We start from the raw sequence: 15,472 nt of genomic DNA, 5'->3' as shown, positions 1-15,472 counted from the left end.
TTTAAGAGGCGGCATCTTTGTCTACGGGTAATTTGGATTTCGAACAGTTCCGGGTCTTCCTGGAAAAAGCCTGTGGCATTTTGCTCGGTGAAAACAAGCAATACCTGGTCTCGAGCCGTCTCAACAAACTGATGGAACAGCAGGGCATCAAATCACTGGGTGAGCTGGTTCAGCGCATCCAGACCCAGCCACGTAGCGGTTTGCGCGAGATGGTAGTGGATGCCATGACCACCAACGAAACCCTGTGGTTTCGTGACACCTATCCGTTTGAAGTCTTGAAGAACAAGGTATTGCCCGAAGCGATCAAGGCAGCCCCCGGCCAGCGCCTGCGGATCTGGTCGGCAGCGTGTTCGTCGGGCCAGGAACCCTATTCGCTGTCGATGTCCATCGATGAATTCGAGCGGGTCAACATGGGCCAGTTGAAAATGGGCGTGCAGATTGTTGCCACGGACCTGTCCGGCACTATGCTGACCAACTGCAAGACCGGCGAGTACGACAGCCTGGCCATCGGTCGCGGTCTGTCGCCCGAGCGCCTTCAGCGTTACTTCGACCCGAAAGGGCCGGGACGCTGGGCCATCAAGGCGCCGATCAAGAGCCGGGTGGAGTTTCGCTCGTTCAACCTGCTGGACAGCTACGCGAGCCTGGGCAAGTTCGACATCGTGTTCTGCCGCAACGTGCTGATCTACTTCTCCGCCGAGGTGAAGAAAGACATCCTGTTGCGCATTCACAGCACGCTGAAGCCGGGCGGTTATCTGTTCCTTGGCGCGTCCGAAGCGCTGAACGGTTTGCCGGATCATTACCAGATGGTCCAGTGCAGCCCGGGGATCATTTACAAGGCGAAGTGATTCGTTGACGGCATAAAAAACGGGAGTCCTCAGGGGGCTCCCGTTTTTTTGTGCCTGATGATTTCCCTGAACCTACAACAATCCAATGTGGGAGCGGGCTTGCTCGCGAATGCGGTATGCCAGTCAAAGCAAATGTCGACTGACACGACGCCTTCGCGAGCAAGCCCGCTCCCACATTGGATAGTCGTTGCCAGTTACAAGCGGCAGAAAAGCGGCAGGCGGCGGAAACCGGTTGCCGCTTTTCTGGCATTGCCGTCTTGCCACCGCGCGCAAAGCCCCGGTTTACGGGCTTTTTTGAATTGGCACGCCGCTTGCTATATCCATCGTACGAAAATCAGGTCACCCGAAGGTTTCCCGACATGAGCATCAGCTTCGATAAAGCGCTCGGTATCCACGAACAAGCCCTGGGCTTCCGCGCTCAGCGTGCCGAAGTCCTGGCCAACAACATCGCCAACGCCGACACCCCGAACTACAAGGCTCGGGATCTGGACTTCTCGAAAGTGCTCGCCGAGCAGAACGAGAAGACCAAAAACGGCAAGTTCGCCTTGAACATGACCAACAGCCGTCACATCGAAGCTGAAGGCTTGGGCAATGGCGACGAGTCGCTGATGTATCGCACGCCGATGCAACCGTCGATCGACCAAAACACTGTGGACGCCCAACTGGAACAGTCGAACTACGCGCAAAACGCGGTCAACTTCCAGGCCAGCTTCACCCTGCTCAACAGTAAATTCAAAGGGCTGGTATCAGCCCTGCGTGGAGAGTAAGTCATGTCCCTTGCCAGTGTTTTCAACATCGCCGGTAGCGGCATGAGTGCCCAGACCACTCGCTTGAACACCGTCGCCTCGAACATCGCCAACGCCGAGACCGTCTCGTCGAGCATCGACCAGACCTACCGTGCCCGTCACCCGGTATTCGCCACCATGTTCCAGGGCGGCCAGAGCGGCGGCAGCGATTCGCTGTTCCAGAACCAGGACGCGGCCGGTCAAGGCGTGCAAGTGCTGGGCGTGGTCGAAGACCAGAGCAACCTTGAAGCGCGCTACGAGCCGAACCATCCGGCTGCCGATGGCAAGGGCTACGTCTACTACCCGAACGTCAACGTCGTCGAAGAAATGGCCGACATGATTTCCGCGAGCCGTTCGTTCCAGACCAACGCCGAAATGATGAATACCGCCAAAACCATGATGCAGAAGGTCCTGACCCTCGGTCAGTGATAAGGGGCGATTCATATGAGCATTATCAGCGATGTTCTGGCCAACTCTTCGGTCCAGACCCCTACCACCAAAGACAGCCTGACCTCGGCCGCTACCGGCGGTCAGTCGCTGGGCAAGGACGCGTTCCTGCAACTGTTGGTGACTCAGCTGAAAAACCAGAACCCGCTCGATCCTCAGGACAACAGCGAGTTCGTGGCACAGTTGGCGCAGTTCAGTAGCCTGGAAGGTATCACCACGCTGAACGATACGGTCAGCGGCCTTGCCAGCAGCTACAGCTCCTCGCAAGCCTTGCAGGCTTCTTCACTGGTGGGCCGTTCGGTCATCGCGCAGACCGACAAAGCGGTGGTCGACACCTCCAAGAGCCTCAACGGGACCATCGTGGTGCCAACCTCGGTTGCCGCCGCCACCGTCAAGATTACCAACTCGGAAGGCAAGACCATCCGTACGCTCGAGTTGGGCAGTCAAAGTGCCGGTAACGCCAGTTTCATCTGGGACGGCAAGGACGATGCGGGCGCGGTGGCACCGGCGGGTACTTACACCTTCGGCGCGTCGACCACCATCGACAGCACAAACACCTCACTGATTACTTACCTGCCGGCAACGGTCAACAGTGTGACCATCAGCCAGACTGGCGGTGAGTTGATGCTGAACCTGGCAGGCATGGGCAGCGTTGCCCTGTCCAAAGTACAAACCATTGGTATATAGAGCCGACTAACACGGCACAAGGAGTGGAATATGTCTTTCAATATCGGCCTTAGCGGTCTCTATGCAGCCAACAAACAACTGGACGTGACCGGCAACAACATCGCCAACGTCGCGACCACCGGTTTCAAATCCTCCCGTGCAGAATTCGAAGACGTGTACTCGGCCACTCGCCTGGGTACCGGCAGCAAGACCGTCGGCAACGGCGTGCGTCTGGCCAACGTTTCCCAGCAGTTCGGCCAGGGCGACGTGAACAACACCGGCAACGTGCTCGACATGGGCATCCAGGGCAACGGCTTCTTCATCCTTAGCGACAACGGTTCCTTGAGCTACACCCGTGCCGGTGCGTTCAAGACTGACGCTGAAAACTATGTGGTCGATAACAACGGCAACCGTTTGCAGGGTTATGGCGTTGATGCCAACGGCAAGATCATCAATGGCGTACTGACCGACCTGAAAATCGACACCTCAAGCCTGTCGCCAAAGGCAACCACTCGCGTCGACCAGACGATGAACCTGAACTCCTCGGAAACCCTTCCGACCGTTACGCCGTTCAACCCGGCCGAGCCATTGAGCTATAACAAGCCGATCTCCACCCCGATCTACGACAGCCAGGGTAACCAGCATTCCCTGGATCAGTACTACGTGAAAACCGGTACTAACGCATGGACCATGTACACCTACGTAGACGGTCGTTCGCCTTCCAACCCGGCCACTGAACCACCGGTGCCAGTGACTGCCACCGTCACCTTCAACTCTGACGGTACCGTCAACACCATGACTGGCAGTACCGGTTTTGCTGTGACCGGCAAAACGTTCCAGCTGACCGGTTGGGTGCCTGGCGTGGTGACCAATGCCACCGTAACGCCGAACGTCTGGGGTCCTAACGGTTCGGTTGCAGCCACTGGTGGTGTGAGCTTTGACATGACCAAAACCACCTCCTACAACTCGCCGACGGCCCGTACCCAGCAATTTCAGGACGGCTACGCCACCGGCCAGATCTCCAGCCTGACCATCGACGCCACCGGCGTCATGACCGCCAACTTCAGCAACCAGCAAACCAAGGCAATCGGCCAGGTTGCAGTCGCCAGCTTCGCCAACGAGCAAGGCTTGCAGCCGATCGGTGGTACCCGCTGGAAAGAAACCTTCGCCTCAGGCGTGGCGGGTGTCGATGCGCCGACAACCGGCACTCTGGGTTCGGTCGTGTCCAACTCCCTGGAAGAGTCCAACGTCAACCTGACCAACGAATTGGTCGAACTGATCAAAGCTCAGAGCAACTACCAGGCAAACGCCAAGACCATCTCCACCCAGAGCACCATCATGCAGACCATCATCCAGATGACCTGATGCTTGATAACGCTGCATAAAGAACCCCTCGCAAGAGGGGTTTTTTATGGCCTGGATTTGTCTCAGGCACTGACATCGTGGTTGTCTGTATTGGCCTCATCGCGAGCAGGCTCGCTCCCACATTGAATCTATGCAACACCACAAATCCCTGTGGGAGCGAGCCTGCTCGCGATGGTGTCAGTCGGGCCACCACGTTCCTCAAGGCAAAAGAAAACCCCCGACCAATCCAGAGGACTGATCGGGGGTTGTCGAGGTAAGCGCCTTTCAGCGCTCACCCGCTCAGCTTATTGGCAGGCTTCGCAATCCGGCTCGTCAATCGCGCACGCCTTCGGCACTGGAGCAGGGCCGGCAGGAGCAGCCAGGACCGAGTCGTCACCGTGGTTGCCGCCGCTGGAAACAGCGTTCAGCTTACCGGTGTTGATGGTCGACTTCTCGGTGCTGGTTGCGGCCAGAGCGCGGAGGTAGTAAGTGGTTTTCAGACCACGGTACCAGGCCATGCGGTAGGTCACGTCCAGCTTCTTGCCCGAAGCGCCGGCGATGTACAGGTTCAGCGATTGAGCCTGGTCGATCCACTTCTGACGACGGCTGGCCGCGTCAACGATCCACTTGGTGTCCACTTCGAACGCAGTTGCGTAGAGCTCTTTGAGTTCTTGCGGGATGCGCTCGATCTGCTGTACCGAACCGTCGTAGTACTTCAGGTCGTTGATCATGACCGAGTCCCACAGACCGCGAACCTTGAGGTCGCGAACCAGGTACGGGTTGATCACGGTGAATTCGCCCGACAGGTTCGATTTCACGTAGAGGTTCTGATAAGTCGGTTCGATCGACTGCGACACGCCAGTGATGTTGGCGATGGTCGCGGTCGGTGCGATGGCCATGATGTTGGAGTTACGAATGCCTTTCTGTACACGGGCGCGAACCGGTGCCCAGTCCAGGGTTTCGTTCAGGTCAACGTCGATGTACTGCTGGCCGCGCTGTTCGATCAGGATCTGTTGCGAATCCAGCGGCAGGATGCCTTTGGACCACAGCGAACCCTGGAACGTCTCGTAAGCGCCGCGCTCGTCGGCCAGGTCGCAGGACGCCTGGATCGCGTAGTAGCTGACCGCTTCCATCGACTTGTCGGCGAACTCGACGGCAGCGTCGGAACCGTAAGGGATGTGCTGCAGGTACAAAGCGTCCTGGAAGCCCATGATGCCCAGACCGACCGGACGGTGCTTGAAGTTGGAGTTCTTCGCTTGCGGCACCGAGTAGTAGTTGATGTCGATAACGTTATCGAGCATGCGAACGGCGGTGTTCACGGTGCGTTCCAGCTTGGCGGTGTCCAGCTTGCCGTTGGTGATGTGGTTCGGCAGGTTGATCGAGCCCAGGTTGCAAACGGCGATCTCGTCCTTGTTGGTGTTCAAGGTGATCTCGGTGCACAGGTTCGAGCTGTGAACCACGCCCACGTGCTGCTGCGGGCTGCGCAGGTTGCACGGGTCTTTGAAGGTCAGCCATGGGTGGCCGGTTTCAAACAGCATGGACAGCATTTTGCGCCACAGGTCTTTGGCCTGAATGGTCTTGAACAGCTTGATCTTGCCCGGGTACTGGGACAGGGCTTCGTAGTACTCGTAACGCTCTTCGAAAGCCTTGCCGGTCAGGTCGTGCAGATCCGGAACTTCGGATGGCGAGAACAGGGTCCATGGGCCGTCATCGAAGACACGCTTCATGAACAGGTCAGGGATCCAGTTGGCGGTGTTCATGTCGTGGGTACGACGACGGTCATCACCGGTGTTCTTACGGAGTTCGATGAACTCCTCGATGTCCATGTGCCAGGTTTCCAGGTAAGCACACACAGCGCCTTTGCGCTTGCCACCCTGGTTAACGGCGACGGCGGTGTCGTTCACTACTTTCAGGAACGGTACAACGCCCTGGGATTTGCCGTTGGTGCCCTTGATGTACGAACCCAGTGCACGAACCGGCGTCCAGTCGTTGCCCAGGCCGCCCGCGAATTTCGACAACATGGCGTTGTCGTGGATCGCGTGGTAGATGCCCGACAGATCATCCGGCACGGTGGTCAGGTAGCAGCTCGACAACTGTGGACGCAGGGTACCGGCGTTGAACAGGGTCGGGGTCGAGGACATGTAGTCGAAGGACGACAACAGGTTGTAGAACTCGATTGCACGGTCTTCTTTGTTCTTCTCTTCGATCGCCAGGCCCATGGCCACGCGCATGAAGAAGATTTGCGGCAGTTCGAAGCGGATACCGTCCTTGTGGATGAAGTAACGGTCGTACAGGGTTTGCAGGCCCAGGTACGTGAACTGCTGATCGCGCTCGTGGTTGATTGCCTTGCCGAGTTTTTCCAGGTCGAAGGACGCCAGAACCGGGTTCAGCAATTCGAATTCGATACCTTTGGCGATGTACGCCGGCAGCGCCTTGGCGTACAGGTCGACCATCTCGTGATGGGTCGCGCTCTCGGCGACGCCCAGGAAGTTCAGGCCTTCGGCACGCAGGGTGTCCATCAGCAGGCGGGCGGTCACGAACGAGTAGTTCGGCTCACGCTCGACCAGCGTACGGGCGGTCATCACCAGAGCGGTGTTGACGTCGGTCAGGGCCACGCCGTCGTACAGGTTCTTCAGGGTTTCGCGCTGGATCAGGTCGCCGTCGACTTCTTCCAGGCCTTCGCACGCTTCGGTGACGATGGTGTTCAGACGACCCATGTCCAGAGGTGCAAGGCTGCCATCAGCGCGGGTAATGCGAATCGATGGGTGAGCCTGTACTGCGTCCTCGGCAGGTGTGCGTACAGCGCGTTCCTTGGAACGGGCGTCGCGGTAGATCACGTAGTCGCGGGCAACTTTCTGCTCGCCGGCACGCATCAGGGCCAGTTCGACCTGGTCCTGGATTTCTTCGATGTGGATGGTGCCGCCCGATGGCATGCGACGCTTGAAGGTCGCGGTGACCTGTTCGGTCAGGCGAGCAACGGTGTCGTGGATGCGCGACGAAGCGGCAGCGGTGCCGCCTTCAACTGCAAGAAACGCTTTGGTGATGGCGACGGTGATTTTGTCATCGGTGTAAGGAACGACAGTCCCGTTACGCTTGATCACGCGCAGTTGGCCAGGCGCGGTGGCGGACAGATCCGAATTCGAATCGGCGGCCTGCGGCAAGGTGCCCTGCGGGTTCTCGCGAGTTGTGTCGGTTTGCATGGGGGGTTGTCTCCACATTCTCTATGTTTGTTTGGGCACCATTACGGTGCCCACCGTTCTGTCCTGAAGCACTACAACCGACGTGGCGTCGGGCATAACAACTTCGGGACAGTAGGAAGAAGGCTAATGATGCCGCTTCCTTGCCGAAGTCTTTGGCCGCGAGCCTGGGCTCGAAGCCGGATTCCTTTCTGGGGTGCCAGTTTTGACTGCAACACCCGTACCGTTCTGGCTGTTCTGGCCTGAAAAAACGGTGCCATCCGCACAGGCGGTTTGGGCTTGTAAAATCGTGCTTGGTTCAACCATAAACAGGCAATAAAGCGCTTGAGTTTCTGGTCTGAAATGTGGTTGGGCTTTTAAGCTAAAACCCTACATGTAGGGTTTTTTTAGCGCCGAGGTACAAGATAATGCGTTTTTGAGGGTGTTGCAACGTTCTACCTGTGGATAAACCTGTGCGTAAATTGTGTGTGAAAGGTGGAACGAGCGTGTAGGCCGCGACCTAGCTGGAGCGGACTGTTTTTCACTGATTTTCAGCGATTGAAAACAGTCATTCGGATTTTTAAGGGCGCGAACCCTATCACAAAAAACCGTCGTGTCCGAACGCATTTACCCGCTTGTGTTCCAGACGTGCGCCGTTTATACAATCGGCCAATGCAGATGCATTCTTATCCTCCCCAATCATTACAAAAAGACGGGCGGATCCGTCCCTTTAAAGTGATGTTGGCAAGCAGAGGTCATCGTGGAGCAAGAAGTCTGGCAGGTATTGATTGTCGAGGACGACCAGCGTCTGGCCGAACTGACTCGCGACTACCTCGAAGCCAATGGCCTGCGCGTCTCGATCGAGGGCAACGGCGCCCTCGCCGCGGCACGCATCATCAAGGAGAAACCGGACCTGGTGATCCTCGACCTGATGCTCCCTGGCGAAGATGGCCTGAGCATTTGCCGCAAGGTTCGCGACAAATATGACGGCCCGATCCTGATGCTCACCGCGCGCACCGATGACACCGATCAAATCCTCGGCCTCGACCTTGGCGCTGATGACTACGTCTGCAAACCGGTGCGCCCACGCCTGCTGCTGGCGCGCATCCAGGCCTTGTTGCGGCGCAGTGAACCCCCTGAAACCGCGCCGGAAAAACAACGGCGTCTGCAGTTCGGCCCGTTGGTGGTGGATAACGCGTTGCGCGAGGCCTGGCTGCATGACAAAGGCATCGAGTTGACCAGTGCCGAGTTCGATTTGCTCTGGCTGTTGGTGGCCAACGCCGGGCGTATTCTGTCCCGCGAAGAAATATTCACCGCGCTGCGCGGTATCGGTTATGACGGCCAGGACCGTTCCATCGACGTGCGCATTTCACGCATCCGGCCGAAGATCGGCGATGACCCTGAGCATCCGCGGCTGATCAAAACCATCCGCAGCAAAGGCTATCTGTTCGTTCCGGAAGCCTGCACCCTGTGAACTCGATCTTCCTGCGCATCTACGGCGGCATGTGCGCGGCGCTGATTCTGGTGGCCGTGCTCGGCGTGCTGGCCTTGCACTTGCTCAATCAGGTGCGCAGCGAGCAATACCGCGAGCGTCTGGCTCACGGCACGTTTTCGTTGATGGCCGATAACCTGCAACCGATGAACGAAACCGAGCGCCATCGGGCCTTGCTGGTGTGGGAGCGCTTGCTCGGCATTCCGTTGGCGCTGAAGACATTCCCCCAGACCGACCTCGATCTGACCCAGCGCACCCGCGTGCTGCGCGGCCAGGCCTTGGTGGAGCAGACCGGCCCGCACGCGGCAAAGGTTTACCGCTTGGTCAGCGACAAGGAACAACTGGTGCTCACGGGGGAAGTCCAGCAGATCAGCGAGCAACTGGCGCGGGCGACCATTTACCTGCTGGCCGATGAACTGGTGCGCTATCCGGTGGCCGAGCAGCCCAAGCGTCTGGCGCAGTTAAAGGAAGAGAAGGGTTTCGGCTTTGATCTGCAGCTGGTCACGATCGATCAGGCCGACATGGACGAAGACCAGAGTCGCCGCATATCCGAAGGCGACACGGTGATGGCGCTGGGCAAGGGTGGCGATTCGATCCGGGTGTTTGCCGGCATGGTCGGTACACCGTGGGTGCTGGAAATCGGACCGCTGTATCAGATGAATCCTTACCCGCCCGAGTGGCTGGTGCTGATCGCGGCCCTTGGTCTGAGCCTGATCGGTTTGATTGTCTATCTGTTGGTGCGCCAGCTGGAGCGCCGTTTGCGCGGGCTGGAAGCCGCCGCCACGCGCATCGCCAAGGGCAGCCTGGAAACCCGCGTACCGGCACGCGGCGCGGACTCGGTGGGGCGTCTGGCGTCGGCGTTCAACGGCATGGCCGAGCACTTGCAGCAATTGTTGGCGATACAGCGAGAGCTGGTGCGCGCCGTGTCCCATGAACTGCGCACGCCGGTCGCGCGTTTGCGTTTTGGCCTGGAGATGATCGGCTCGGCCACCACGCCTGAGGCTCTGGAAAAATACCGCGAAGGGATGGACCACGACATCGAGGATCTCGATCGGCTGGTCGACGAGATGCTCACTTATGCGCGGCTGGAGCAGGGTTCGCCGGCGCTGAACTTTCAGCGGATCGATCTGGATGCGTTGGTCAATCAGGTGATCGAAGAACTGGCGCCACTGCGCGCCGAGGTTACGGTGCAGCGCGGCTTGTGCCTGTCGGCCGCCGATTGCGACGACGCCTGGGTCGAGGCCGAGCCGCGTTACTTGCACCGAGCGTTGCAGAACCTGGTGAGCAACGCCATGCGCCACGCCCATTCGCGGGTGACCGTCAGTTATCAGGTAGGACAGCAGCGCTGTCGGGTGGATGTCGAGGATGACGGGCCGGGTGTGCCGGAAACCGCGTGGGAGAAAATCTTCACTCCGTTCCTGCGCCTCGATGACAGCCGCACCCGCGCCTCGGGCGGGCATGGGTTGGGGTTATCGATTGTGCGGCGAATCATCCATTGGCATGACGGGCGAGCGTTGATCGGCAAGAGCAAAAGCCTGGGCGGGGCCTGTTTCAGTTTGAGCTGGCCGAGGAATCAGGAGCGGCGTTGAGGTCTGCGGTGAATGATCCACCGCTTTCGCGAGCAAGCCCGCTCCCACATTGGGTCTGTGTTGTTCACACATTGTGTGTCCACAGGAGATCCAATGTGGGAGCGGGCTTGCTCGCGAAGAGGCCCTGACAGGCGCTGAAAACCCTCAAGCCTTGATACTGACCAGACTCAACAACTGCCCATCCATCACTGCAAACTGCGCATCCAGCTCAATGCCGTTACGCCATTCACTGGACAGGTCTGTCAGCAACCGCAACCGCACTTCACCACCCGCGCTCCACTCCAGCACTTCGGCGTGTTCGAAATAGAAGCGCTTCTGCACGATCGGGTAGAGCGCCTTGAACAGGCTTTCCTTCACTGAAAACGTCAACGTCACCAGCATTGCCAGTTGATCCTCAGCCCCGGCAGCCATGCGTTGCATTTCAGGCCCGGTGAGAATTTCCCCGGCCAGGCGTTCGGCCCGCTCTGCATAGAGCAGGTTTTCCAGGTCCATCCCCAGACCGCGCCAGTGCGCCTTGTTCGCGACAATCGCCGCGGCACGGCCGGTGCTGTGGGTGATCGAGCCGGTGATATGCGCTGGCCACACCGGTGCGCGGTCTTCGCCAATGGCGGGAATGAAATTCAGCCCTTCCAGTTGTTGCAACGCCGCCCGAGCGCAGACCCGCCCGGCGAGAAATTCGGCTTGGCGCTTGGCCACCGACCGCTGGATGCTCGCGGGCGGCTCGATGGCGCTGCGCTGGAAATCATCGCTGGCCAGTTGCTTGGTATCGAAGTGGGTACCCAACAAGACCGTATCGGGCAGCACAAACGGCAGCGGCCAATGGGCGTCGAGTGGAGTGCAGCAGACGGGTAGGGCGGGGACGGGATTCATGACCGGCATTTTGCCGGGTTGCCTTGAGGCTGGGTAGTCCCAAGGTTCAGATCGACGGTGCTGCCATCGCGAGCAGGCTCGCTCCCACATTGGATCTATGTCACACCGAAGATCCCCTGTGGGAGCGAGCCTGCTCGCGATAGCCGCGCCGCGGTCTACCTGATCAACCAAAGATTTTCTTGAAAAACGCCTGCATGTCCGCCCAAGACTTCTCATCCGCGGTCTTGCTGTAACCAATGTCCGGCCCGCCGTGGTCGCCATGGCTCAGACGATCCGCCTCGGGATTGCTGAACCCATGCTTGGCGCCTTCGAGGGTGACAAATTTGTAGTCGGCTTTGGCCTTGTCCATTTCTGCTTTGAATGCCATCACGTTTTCCGCCGTGACCATACTGTCCAAGGCGCCATGCTCGACCAGGATTTTCGCCTTCACACTGCCAGGTGTCGCCGGCGTATTGGTCACCAGCGCACCATGGAAACTCACCACGCCTGCCAGCGGCACGCCTTGACGCGCGGCATCCAGCACCACCTTGCCGCCGAAGCAATAACCGATGGCCGCCAGTTTGTCCGGATCGGTTTGCGGCTGTTTCTTCAGCAAATCGAGCCCGGCCTGAAACCGCGCGCTGGCTGCGGCGCTGTCCTTTAATGCGGCTTGCATGAAGGCCATGGCGTCCTTGGCGTGTTCGGTGTTCTTGCCATCGCCAAACATATCGATGGCCAGCGCGCTGTAGCCCAGACCGGCCAGATCACGGGCGCGGCGCTTGGCGTAATCGTTGAGGCCCCACCACTCATGTACCACCACCACGCCCGGTCGCGGGCCTTTGATGGCGTCATCGTAGGCGTAATAGCCGATCAGCTTGGTGCCGTCGGCACTCTGGTAGGGAATTTCCTGGGTCTGGATGGCGGCCTGGCTGACGCCGCTCAGAGCCAGTAATACGAGGGCGAAGAACGCACGCATGATCAAATCTCCTTATTAAGAATCGTGAGAACAGCGTAGTCGATTTGATTCAGCTCAGGTTCAGAGTGCGTTCAGGGGCAGTACAGGGAGGGGGCAGTAACCTTGCCCCGTACCCAAAAAGCACATAGCGCATGAGGAAACTCCCCAATGACTACTTTCAAAAAACTGCTTCTGGCTTTCACCATGATGGGCGCCAGTGTGGCGGCCCACGCCGATACCACCAATTTCGCCGGCCTGACCTTTGGCCAGACCAGCGACAAGGTTAAAAAATCCAGCGCCCTGAACGACAACCTCAACCACCCGAATGCCGACGGTGTGATCGGCAAGGACAACACCTGGGGCGTGCGTCTGGGTCAGCAAGACAGTCAGGGCCGCTACTACGCCACTTATGACAATGTGTCGGGCTCGCACAATGGCATTAAACTGCGTCAGGAAAACCTGCTGGGTAGCTACGATTTGTTTTACCCGGTGGGTGGCAGCACCAAATTGTTCGGCGGTGCTACCGCCGGTTTGACCAAACTGACCCAGGATTCACCAGGCTTCAGCCGTGACAGCGACATCGGTTACGCCATTGGCGGCCAGGTCGGTGTATTGCAGCAAGTTTCGCAAAACACCTCGGTCGAGCTGGGTTACCGTTACCTGCGCAGCAACGCCAGCACCGAGATGAGCGAGCATGGCGGCAGCAAACAGGGTTCGCTGGACTTGACCAGCAGCGCCCAGACTTACCTGTCCGCCAACTACGCTTTCTAAAAAGCGTTTCGTGAGGGTATGCCTCAGTTGGTTAAACGCAATCACTGTGGGAGCGGGCTTGCTCGCGAAAGCGGTGTGTCAGGCGACATTAATGTTGACTGTGCCACCGTCTTCGCGAGCAAGTCGGATCGCCGCACCGCCGCTCCCACATGTTCCGCGGCTTGATTGACTGGCGTCGCCCTGTCAGCCATCGAGGTTTGCGTGCCTTTGGACGCGTTATGTCTTTGGAGATGTTGATTTGCCCAGGAGAGCGTTATGAAATTGCTGGTCGTCGAAGATGAAGCGCTGTTGCGCCATCACCTGCAAACCCGTCTGACGGATAGCGGCCACGTGGTCGAGTCCGTGGCCAATGCCGAGGAGGCGCTGTACCAGGCCGGGCAGTTCAACCATGACCTGGCGGTGATCGACCTCGGTCTGCCGGGCATGGGTGGGCTCGACCTGATTCGTCAGTTACGTTCCCAGGGCAAGAGCTTTCCGATTCTGATCCTCACTGCGCGCGGCAACTGGCAGGACAAGGTCGAAGGCCTCGCCGCCGGTGCCGACGACTACGTGGTCAAGCCGTTCCAGTTCGAAGAGCTGGACGCCCGGCTCAATGCCTTGCTGCGCCGCTCCAGCGGTTTCACCCAGTCGACCATCGTCGCCGGGCCTTTGCTGCTGGACCTCAACCGCAAACAGGCATCCCTCGATGAACAACCGCTGGCGCTGACCGCGTACGAGTACCGAATCCTCGAGTACCTGATGCGCCATCACCAGCAAGTGGTGGCCAAGGACCGCTTGATGGAGCAGCTCTACCCGGATGACGACGAGCGCGATCCGAATGTGATCGAAGTGCTGGTCGGCCGCTTGCGCCGCAAACTCGAAGGCCCATCCGGCTTCAAGCCGATCGATACCGTGCGTGGCCTCGGCTACCTGTTTAACGAGCGCTGCACTTGATTCGTTCCCTTCGTGTCCGATTGATGCTCGCCGCCACGATCCTGGCGGTGTTGTTCATGCTGGCGTTACTGCCGGCGATGCAGGGCGCGTTCAGCCTGGCGTTACAGGATTCCATTGAGCAGCGCCTGGCGTCGGACGTCACCACGCTGATCTCCGCCGCGCGGGTGGAAAACAACACCCTGCAGATGCCGACGCAGCTGCCCGATGAGCGCTTCAACCTCACCGACAGCCGTTTACTCGGTTACATCTTTGACCGCGAAGCTCATCTGGTCTGGCGCTCGAAGGCTACCCAGGAAGAGAAGATCAACTACAAACCGCGTTACGACGGGCGCGGTAATGAGTTCGCGAGAATTCGCGAAGCCAATGGGGAAGAGTTCTTCGTCTATGACGTCGAGGTCAAACTGCTGGGTGGCAAAAGCGCGGCGTTCAGCATCGTCGCGTTGCAACCGGTGCGCGAATACGAAGTCACCCTCGAAGGCCTGCGGGAAAATCTTTACCTGGGCTTCGGCGCAGCCTTGCTGGTATTGCTCGCCTTGCTGTGGATCGGCCTGACCTGGGGCTTGCAGGCGTTGCGTCGGCTGAGCCAGGAGCTGGACCAGATCGAAAGCGGCACCCGGGAAAGCCTCAGCGAACAACACCCTCGTGAACTGCTGCGCTTGACTGGCTCGCTCAACCGCTTGTTGCACAGCGAACGCGAACAGCGCAGCCGTTATCGCGATTCCCTCGACGACCTGGCTCACAGCCTGAAAACCCCGCTGACGGTGTTGCAAGGGGTCAGCGAAGACATGGCGCAAAAGCCGCAAGAGCGCGAGCAGGCCTGGGTGCTGCAAACCCAGATCGAACGCATGAGCCAGCAGATCGGCTATCAGCTGCAACGCGCGAGCCTGCGCAAAAGCGGTCTGGTGCGCCATCAGGTGCGCCTGCGCCCTGTACTGAAAAGCCTCTGCGACACGCTGGACAAGGTCTACCGCGACAAACGTGTGCGTGTCGCGTTCGACCTGCCGGAGCAGTGCTACGTGCCGATCGAGCAAGGCGCCTTGCTGGAAATGATGGGCAACCTGCTGGAAAACGCCTATCGCCTGTGCCTCGGCGAAGTGCGCATCAGCGTGCGCGAAACCCTTAGCGGGATTGAGTTGTGCGTCGAAGATGACGGCCCGGGCGTGCCACCGGACCAGCGTGCGCGGATTCTGCAGCGAGGCGAGCGGCTGGATCGCCAGCATCCGGGGCAGGGGATCGGGTTGGCGGTGGTCAAGGACATCATCGAAAGCTACAACGCCAAGCTGACACTGGGGGATTCGCCGATGGGCGGCGCGGCGTTCCGGATTCATTTTCCGGTGGTTTGACTGGAAGTTGGAGGGTGTTCTCTCGGGCCTCTTCGCGAGCAAGCCCGCTCCCACAGTTGATTTGTGTCGGTCACAAATAATGTGTTCTAAGGAGATCCAATGTGGGAGCGGGCTTGCTCGCGAAGAGGCCAGCCCATCCAGCACAAGACCCACAGTCAGACCGCTAAACAAGCACTGTTTAAACGACACTTCCAGATACTCTCCCAGGCTACACATCCTTGCGCCGCTGCCTACGACTACGCCAGAATCCGCCGGCTTGTGCGCCTGAGGTGTGGGC

General features: G+C 59.1%; 13 protein-coding genes. 10 read left to right on the top strand and 3 right to left on the bottom strand.

All coding sequences use genetic code 11. The features are described 5' to 3' along the window. Nucleotides 1-17: 17 nt before the first annotated feature. The 5 genes from cheR (at nucleotide 18) to flgE (ending at nucleotide 4,108) form a co-directional block, all read left to right on the top strand. Nucleotides 18-845, top strand: coding sequence for a protein-glutamate O-methyltransferase CheR (gene cheR / locus KVG95_RS26000; protein WP_052966597.1), 828 nt, complete (start codon nucleotides 18-20; stop codon nucleotides 843-845). A 359-nt stretch (nucleotides 846-1,204) separates the two neighbouring features. Then, entirely contained in the window at nucleotides 1,205-1,612 is a 408-nt protein-coding gene (gene flgB / locus KVG95_RS25995) for a flagellar basal body rod protein FlgB (RefSeq protein ID WP_217858426.1), read from the top strand. A gap of 3 nt (nucleotides 1,613-1,615) precedes the next feature. Then, nucleotides 1,616-2,059 carry a flagellar basal body rod protein FlgC gene (flgC, locus tag KVG95_RS25990; protein WP_008071781.1) on the top strand — a complete coding sequence of 148 codons (444 nt, stop codon included), beginning with the start codon at nucleotides 1,616-1,618 and terminating at the stop codon, nucleotides 2,057-2,059. Between the two features lie 15 nt (nucleotides 2,060-2,074). Next, entirely contained in the window at nucleotides 2,075-2,764 is a 690-nt protein-coding gene (gene flgD / locus KVG95_RS25985) for a flagellar hook assembly protein FlgD (protein ID WP_052966599.1), read from the top strand. A gap of 30 nt (nucleotides 2,765-2,794) precedes the next feature. Then, nucleotides 2,795-4,108: a flagellar hook protein FlgE gene (gene flgE / locus KVG95_RS25980; RefSeq protein WP_217858425.1), complete on the top strand. Its 1,314-nt coding sequence runs from the start codon at nucleotides 2,795-2,797 to the stop codon at nucleotides 4,106-4,108. Nucleotides 4,109-4,392: 284 nt separating this feature from the next. On the opposite strand, the gene KVG95_RS25975 is transcribed toward flgE, so the two are convergent. Next, nucleotides 4,393-7,287, bottom strand: a complete 2,895-nt coding sequence (locus KVG95_RS25975; protein ID WP_217858424.1) for a ribonucleoside-diphosphate reductase subunit alpha — start codon at nucleotides 7,285-7,287, stop codon at nucleotides 4,393-4,395. A gap of 736 nt (nucleotides 7,288-8,023) precedes the next feature. Between KVG95_RS25975 and KVG95_RS25970 the strand changes: the two genes are divergently transcribed. Both KVG95_RS25970 and KVG95_RS25965 read left to right on the top strand, forming a co-directional pair. Then, nucleotides 8,024-8,737, top strand: coding sequence for a response regulator (locus tag KVG95_RS25970; RefSeq protein ID WP_217858423.1), 714 nt, complete (start codon nucleotides 8,024-8,026; stop codon nucleotides 8,735-8,737). Then, on the top strand, nucleotides 8,734-10,344 hold the full coding sequence (locus tag KVG95_RS25965; protein WP_123720611.1) for an ATP-binding protein: 1,611 nt from the start codon (nucleotides 8,734-8,736) through the stop codon (nucleotides 10,342-10,344). Before KVG95_RS25970 ends, KVG95_RS25965 begins: the two co-directional genes overlap by 4 nt. Before the next feature lie 144 nt (nucleotides 10,345-10,488). Here KVG95_RS25965 and KVG95_RS25960 read toward each other — a convergent pair whose 3' ends face one another. Continuing rightward, complete coding sequence (locus KVG95_RS25960) at nucleotides 10,489-11,214, bottom strand: 4'-phosphopantetheinyl transferase family protein (protein ID WP_217858422.1); 726 nt, start codon at nucleotides 11,212-11,214, stop codon at nucleotides 10,489-10,491. 163 nt (nucleotides 11,215-11,377) lie between these two features. Then, nucleotides 11,378-12,169, bottom strand: a complete 792-nt coding sequence (locus KVG95_RS25955; RefSeq protein ID WP_217858421.1) for a dienelactone hydrolase family protein — start codon at nucleotides 12,167-12,169, stop codon at nucleotides 11,378-11,380. A 147-nt stretch (nucleotides 12,170-12,316) separates the two neighbouring features. Between KVG95_RS25955 and KVG95_RS25950 the strand changes: the two genes are divergently transcribed. From KVG95_RS25950 to KVG95_RS25940, 3 genes are all read left to right on the top strand, one after another. Further along, nucleotides 12,317-12,919 (top strand): porin family protein, encoded by a 603-nt coding sequence (locus KVG95_RS25950; RefSeq protein ID WP_217858420.1) that lies wholly within the window; start codon nucleotides 12,317-12,319, stop codon nucleotides 12,917-12,919. A gap of 255 nt (nucleotides 12,920-13,174) precedes the next feature. Then, complete coding sequence (locus tag KVG95_RS25945; protein WP_217858419.1) at nucleotides 13,175-13,852, top strand: response regulator; 678 nt, start codon at nucleotides 13,175-13,177, stop codon at nucleotides 13,850-13,852. Further along, complete coding sequence (locus KVG95_RS25940; RefSeq protein ID WP_217858418.1) at nucleotides 13,849-15,195, top strand: ATP-binding protein; 1,347 nt, start codon at nucleotides 13,849-13,851, stop codon at nucleotides 15,193-15,195. Before KVG95_RS25945 ends, KVG95_RS25940 begins: the two co-directional genes overlap by 4 nt. Nucleotides 15,196-15,472 lie beyond the last annotated feature (277 nt).

Source organism: Pseudomonas farris (assembly GCF_019145235.1).
GTDB lineage: Bacteria > Pseudomonadota > Gammaproteobacteria > Pseudomonadales > Pseudomonadaceae > Aquipseudomonas > Aquipseudomonas farris.
Note: the sequence above shows the minus strand (reverse complement) of the source record. Positions and strands in the feature narration are given on the sequence as shown.

Coding starts and splice junctions, on each gene's coding strand:
- flgB (WP_217858426.1), top strand. CDS start 1,205: ATGAGCATCAGCTTCGATAAAGCGCTCGGTATCCACGAACAAGCCCTG.
- flgC (WP_008071781.1), top strand. CDS start 1,616: ATGTCCCTTGCCAGTGTTTTCAACATCGCCGGTAGCGGCATGAGTGCC.
- flgD (WP_052966599.1), top strand. CDS start 2,075: ATGAGCATTATCAGCGATGTTCTGGCCAACTCTTCGGTCCAGACCCCT.
- flgE (WP_217858425.1), top strand. CDS start 2,795: ATGTCTTTCAATATCGGCCTTAGCGGTCTCTATGCAGCCAACAAACAA.
- KVG95_RS25975 (WP_217858424.1), bottom strand. CDS start 7,287: ATGCAAACCGACACAACTCGCGAGAACCCGCAGGGCACCTTGCCGCAG.
- KVG95_RS25960 (WP_217858422.1), bottom strand. CDS start 11,214: ATGAATCCCGTCCCCGCCCTACCCGTCTGCTGCACTCCACTCGACGCC.
- KVG95_RS25955 (WP_217858421.1), bottom strand. CDS start 12,169: ATGCGTGCGTTCTTCGCCCTCGTATTACTGGCTCTGAGCGGCGTCAGC.
- KVG95_RS25950 (WP_217858420.1), top strand. CDS start 12,317: ATGACTACTTTCAAAAAACTGCTTCTGGCTTTCACCATGATGGGCGCC.
- KVG95_RS25945 (WP_217858419.1), top strand. CDS start 13,175: ATGAAATTGCTGGTCGTCGAAGATGAAGCGCTGTTGCGCCATCACCTG.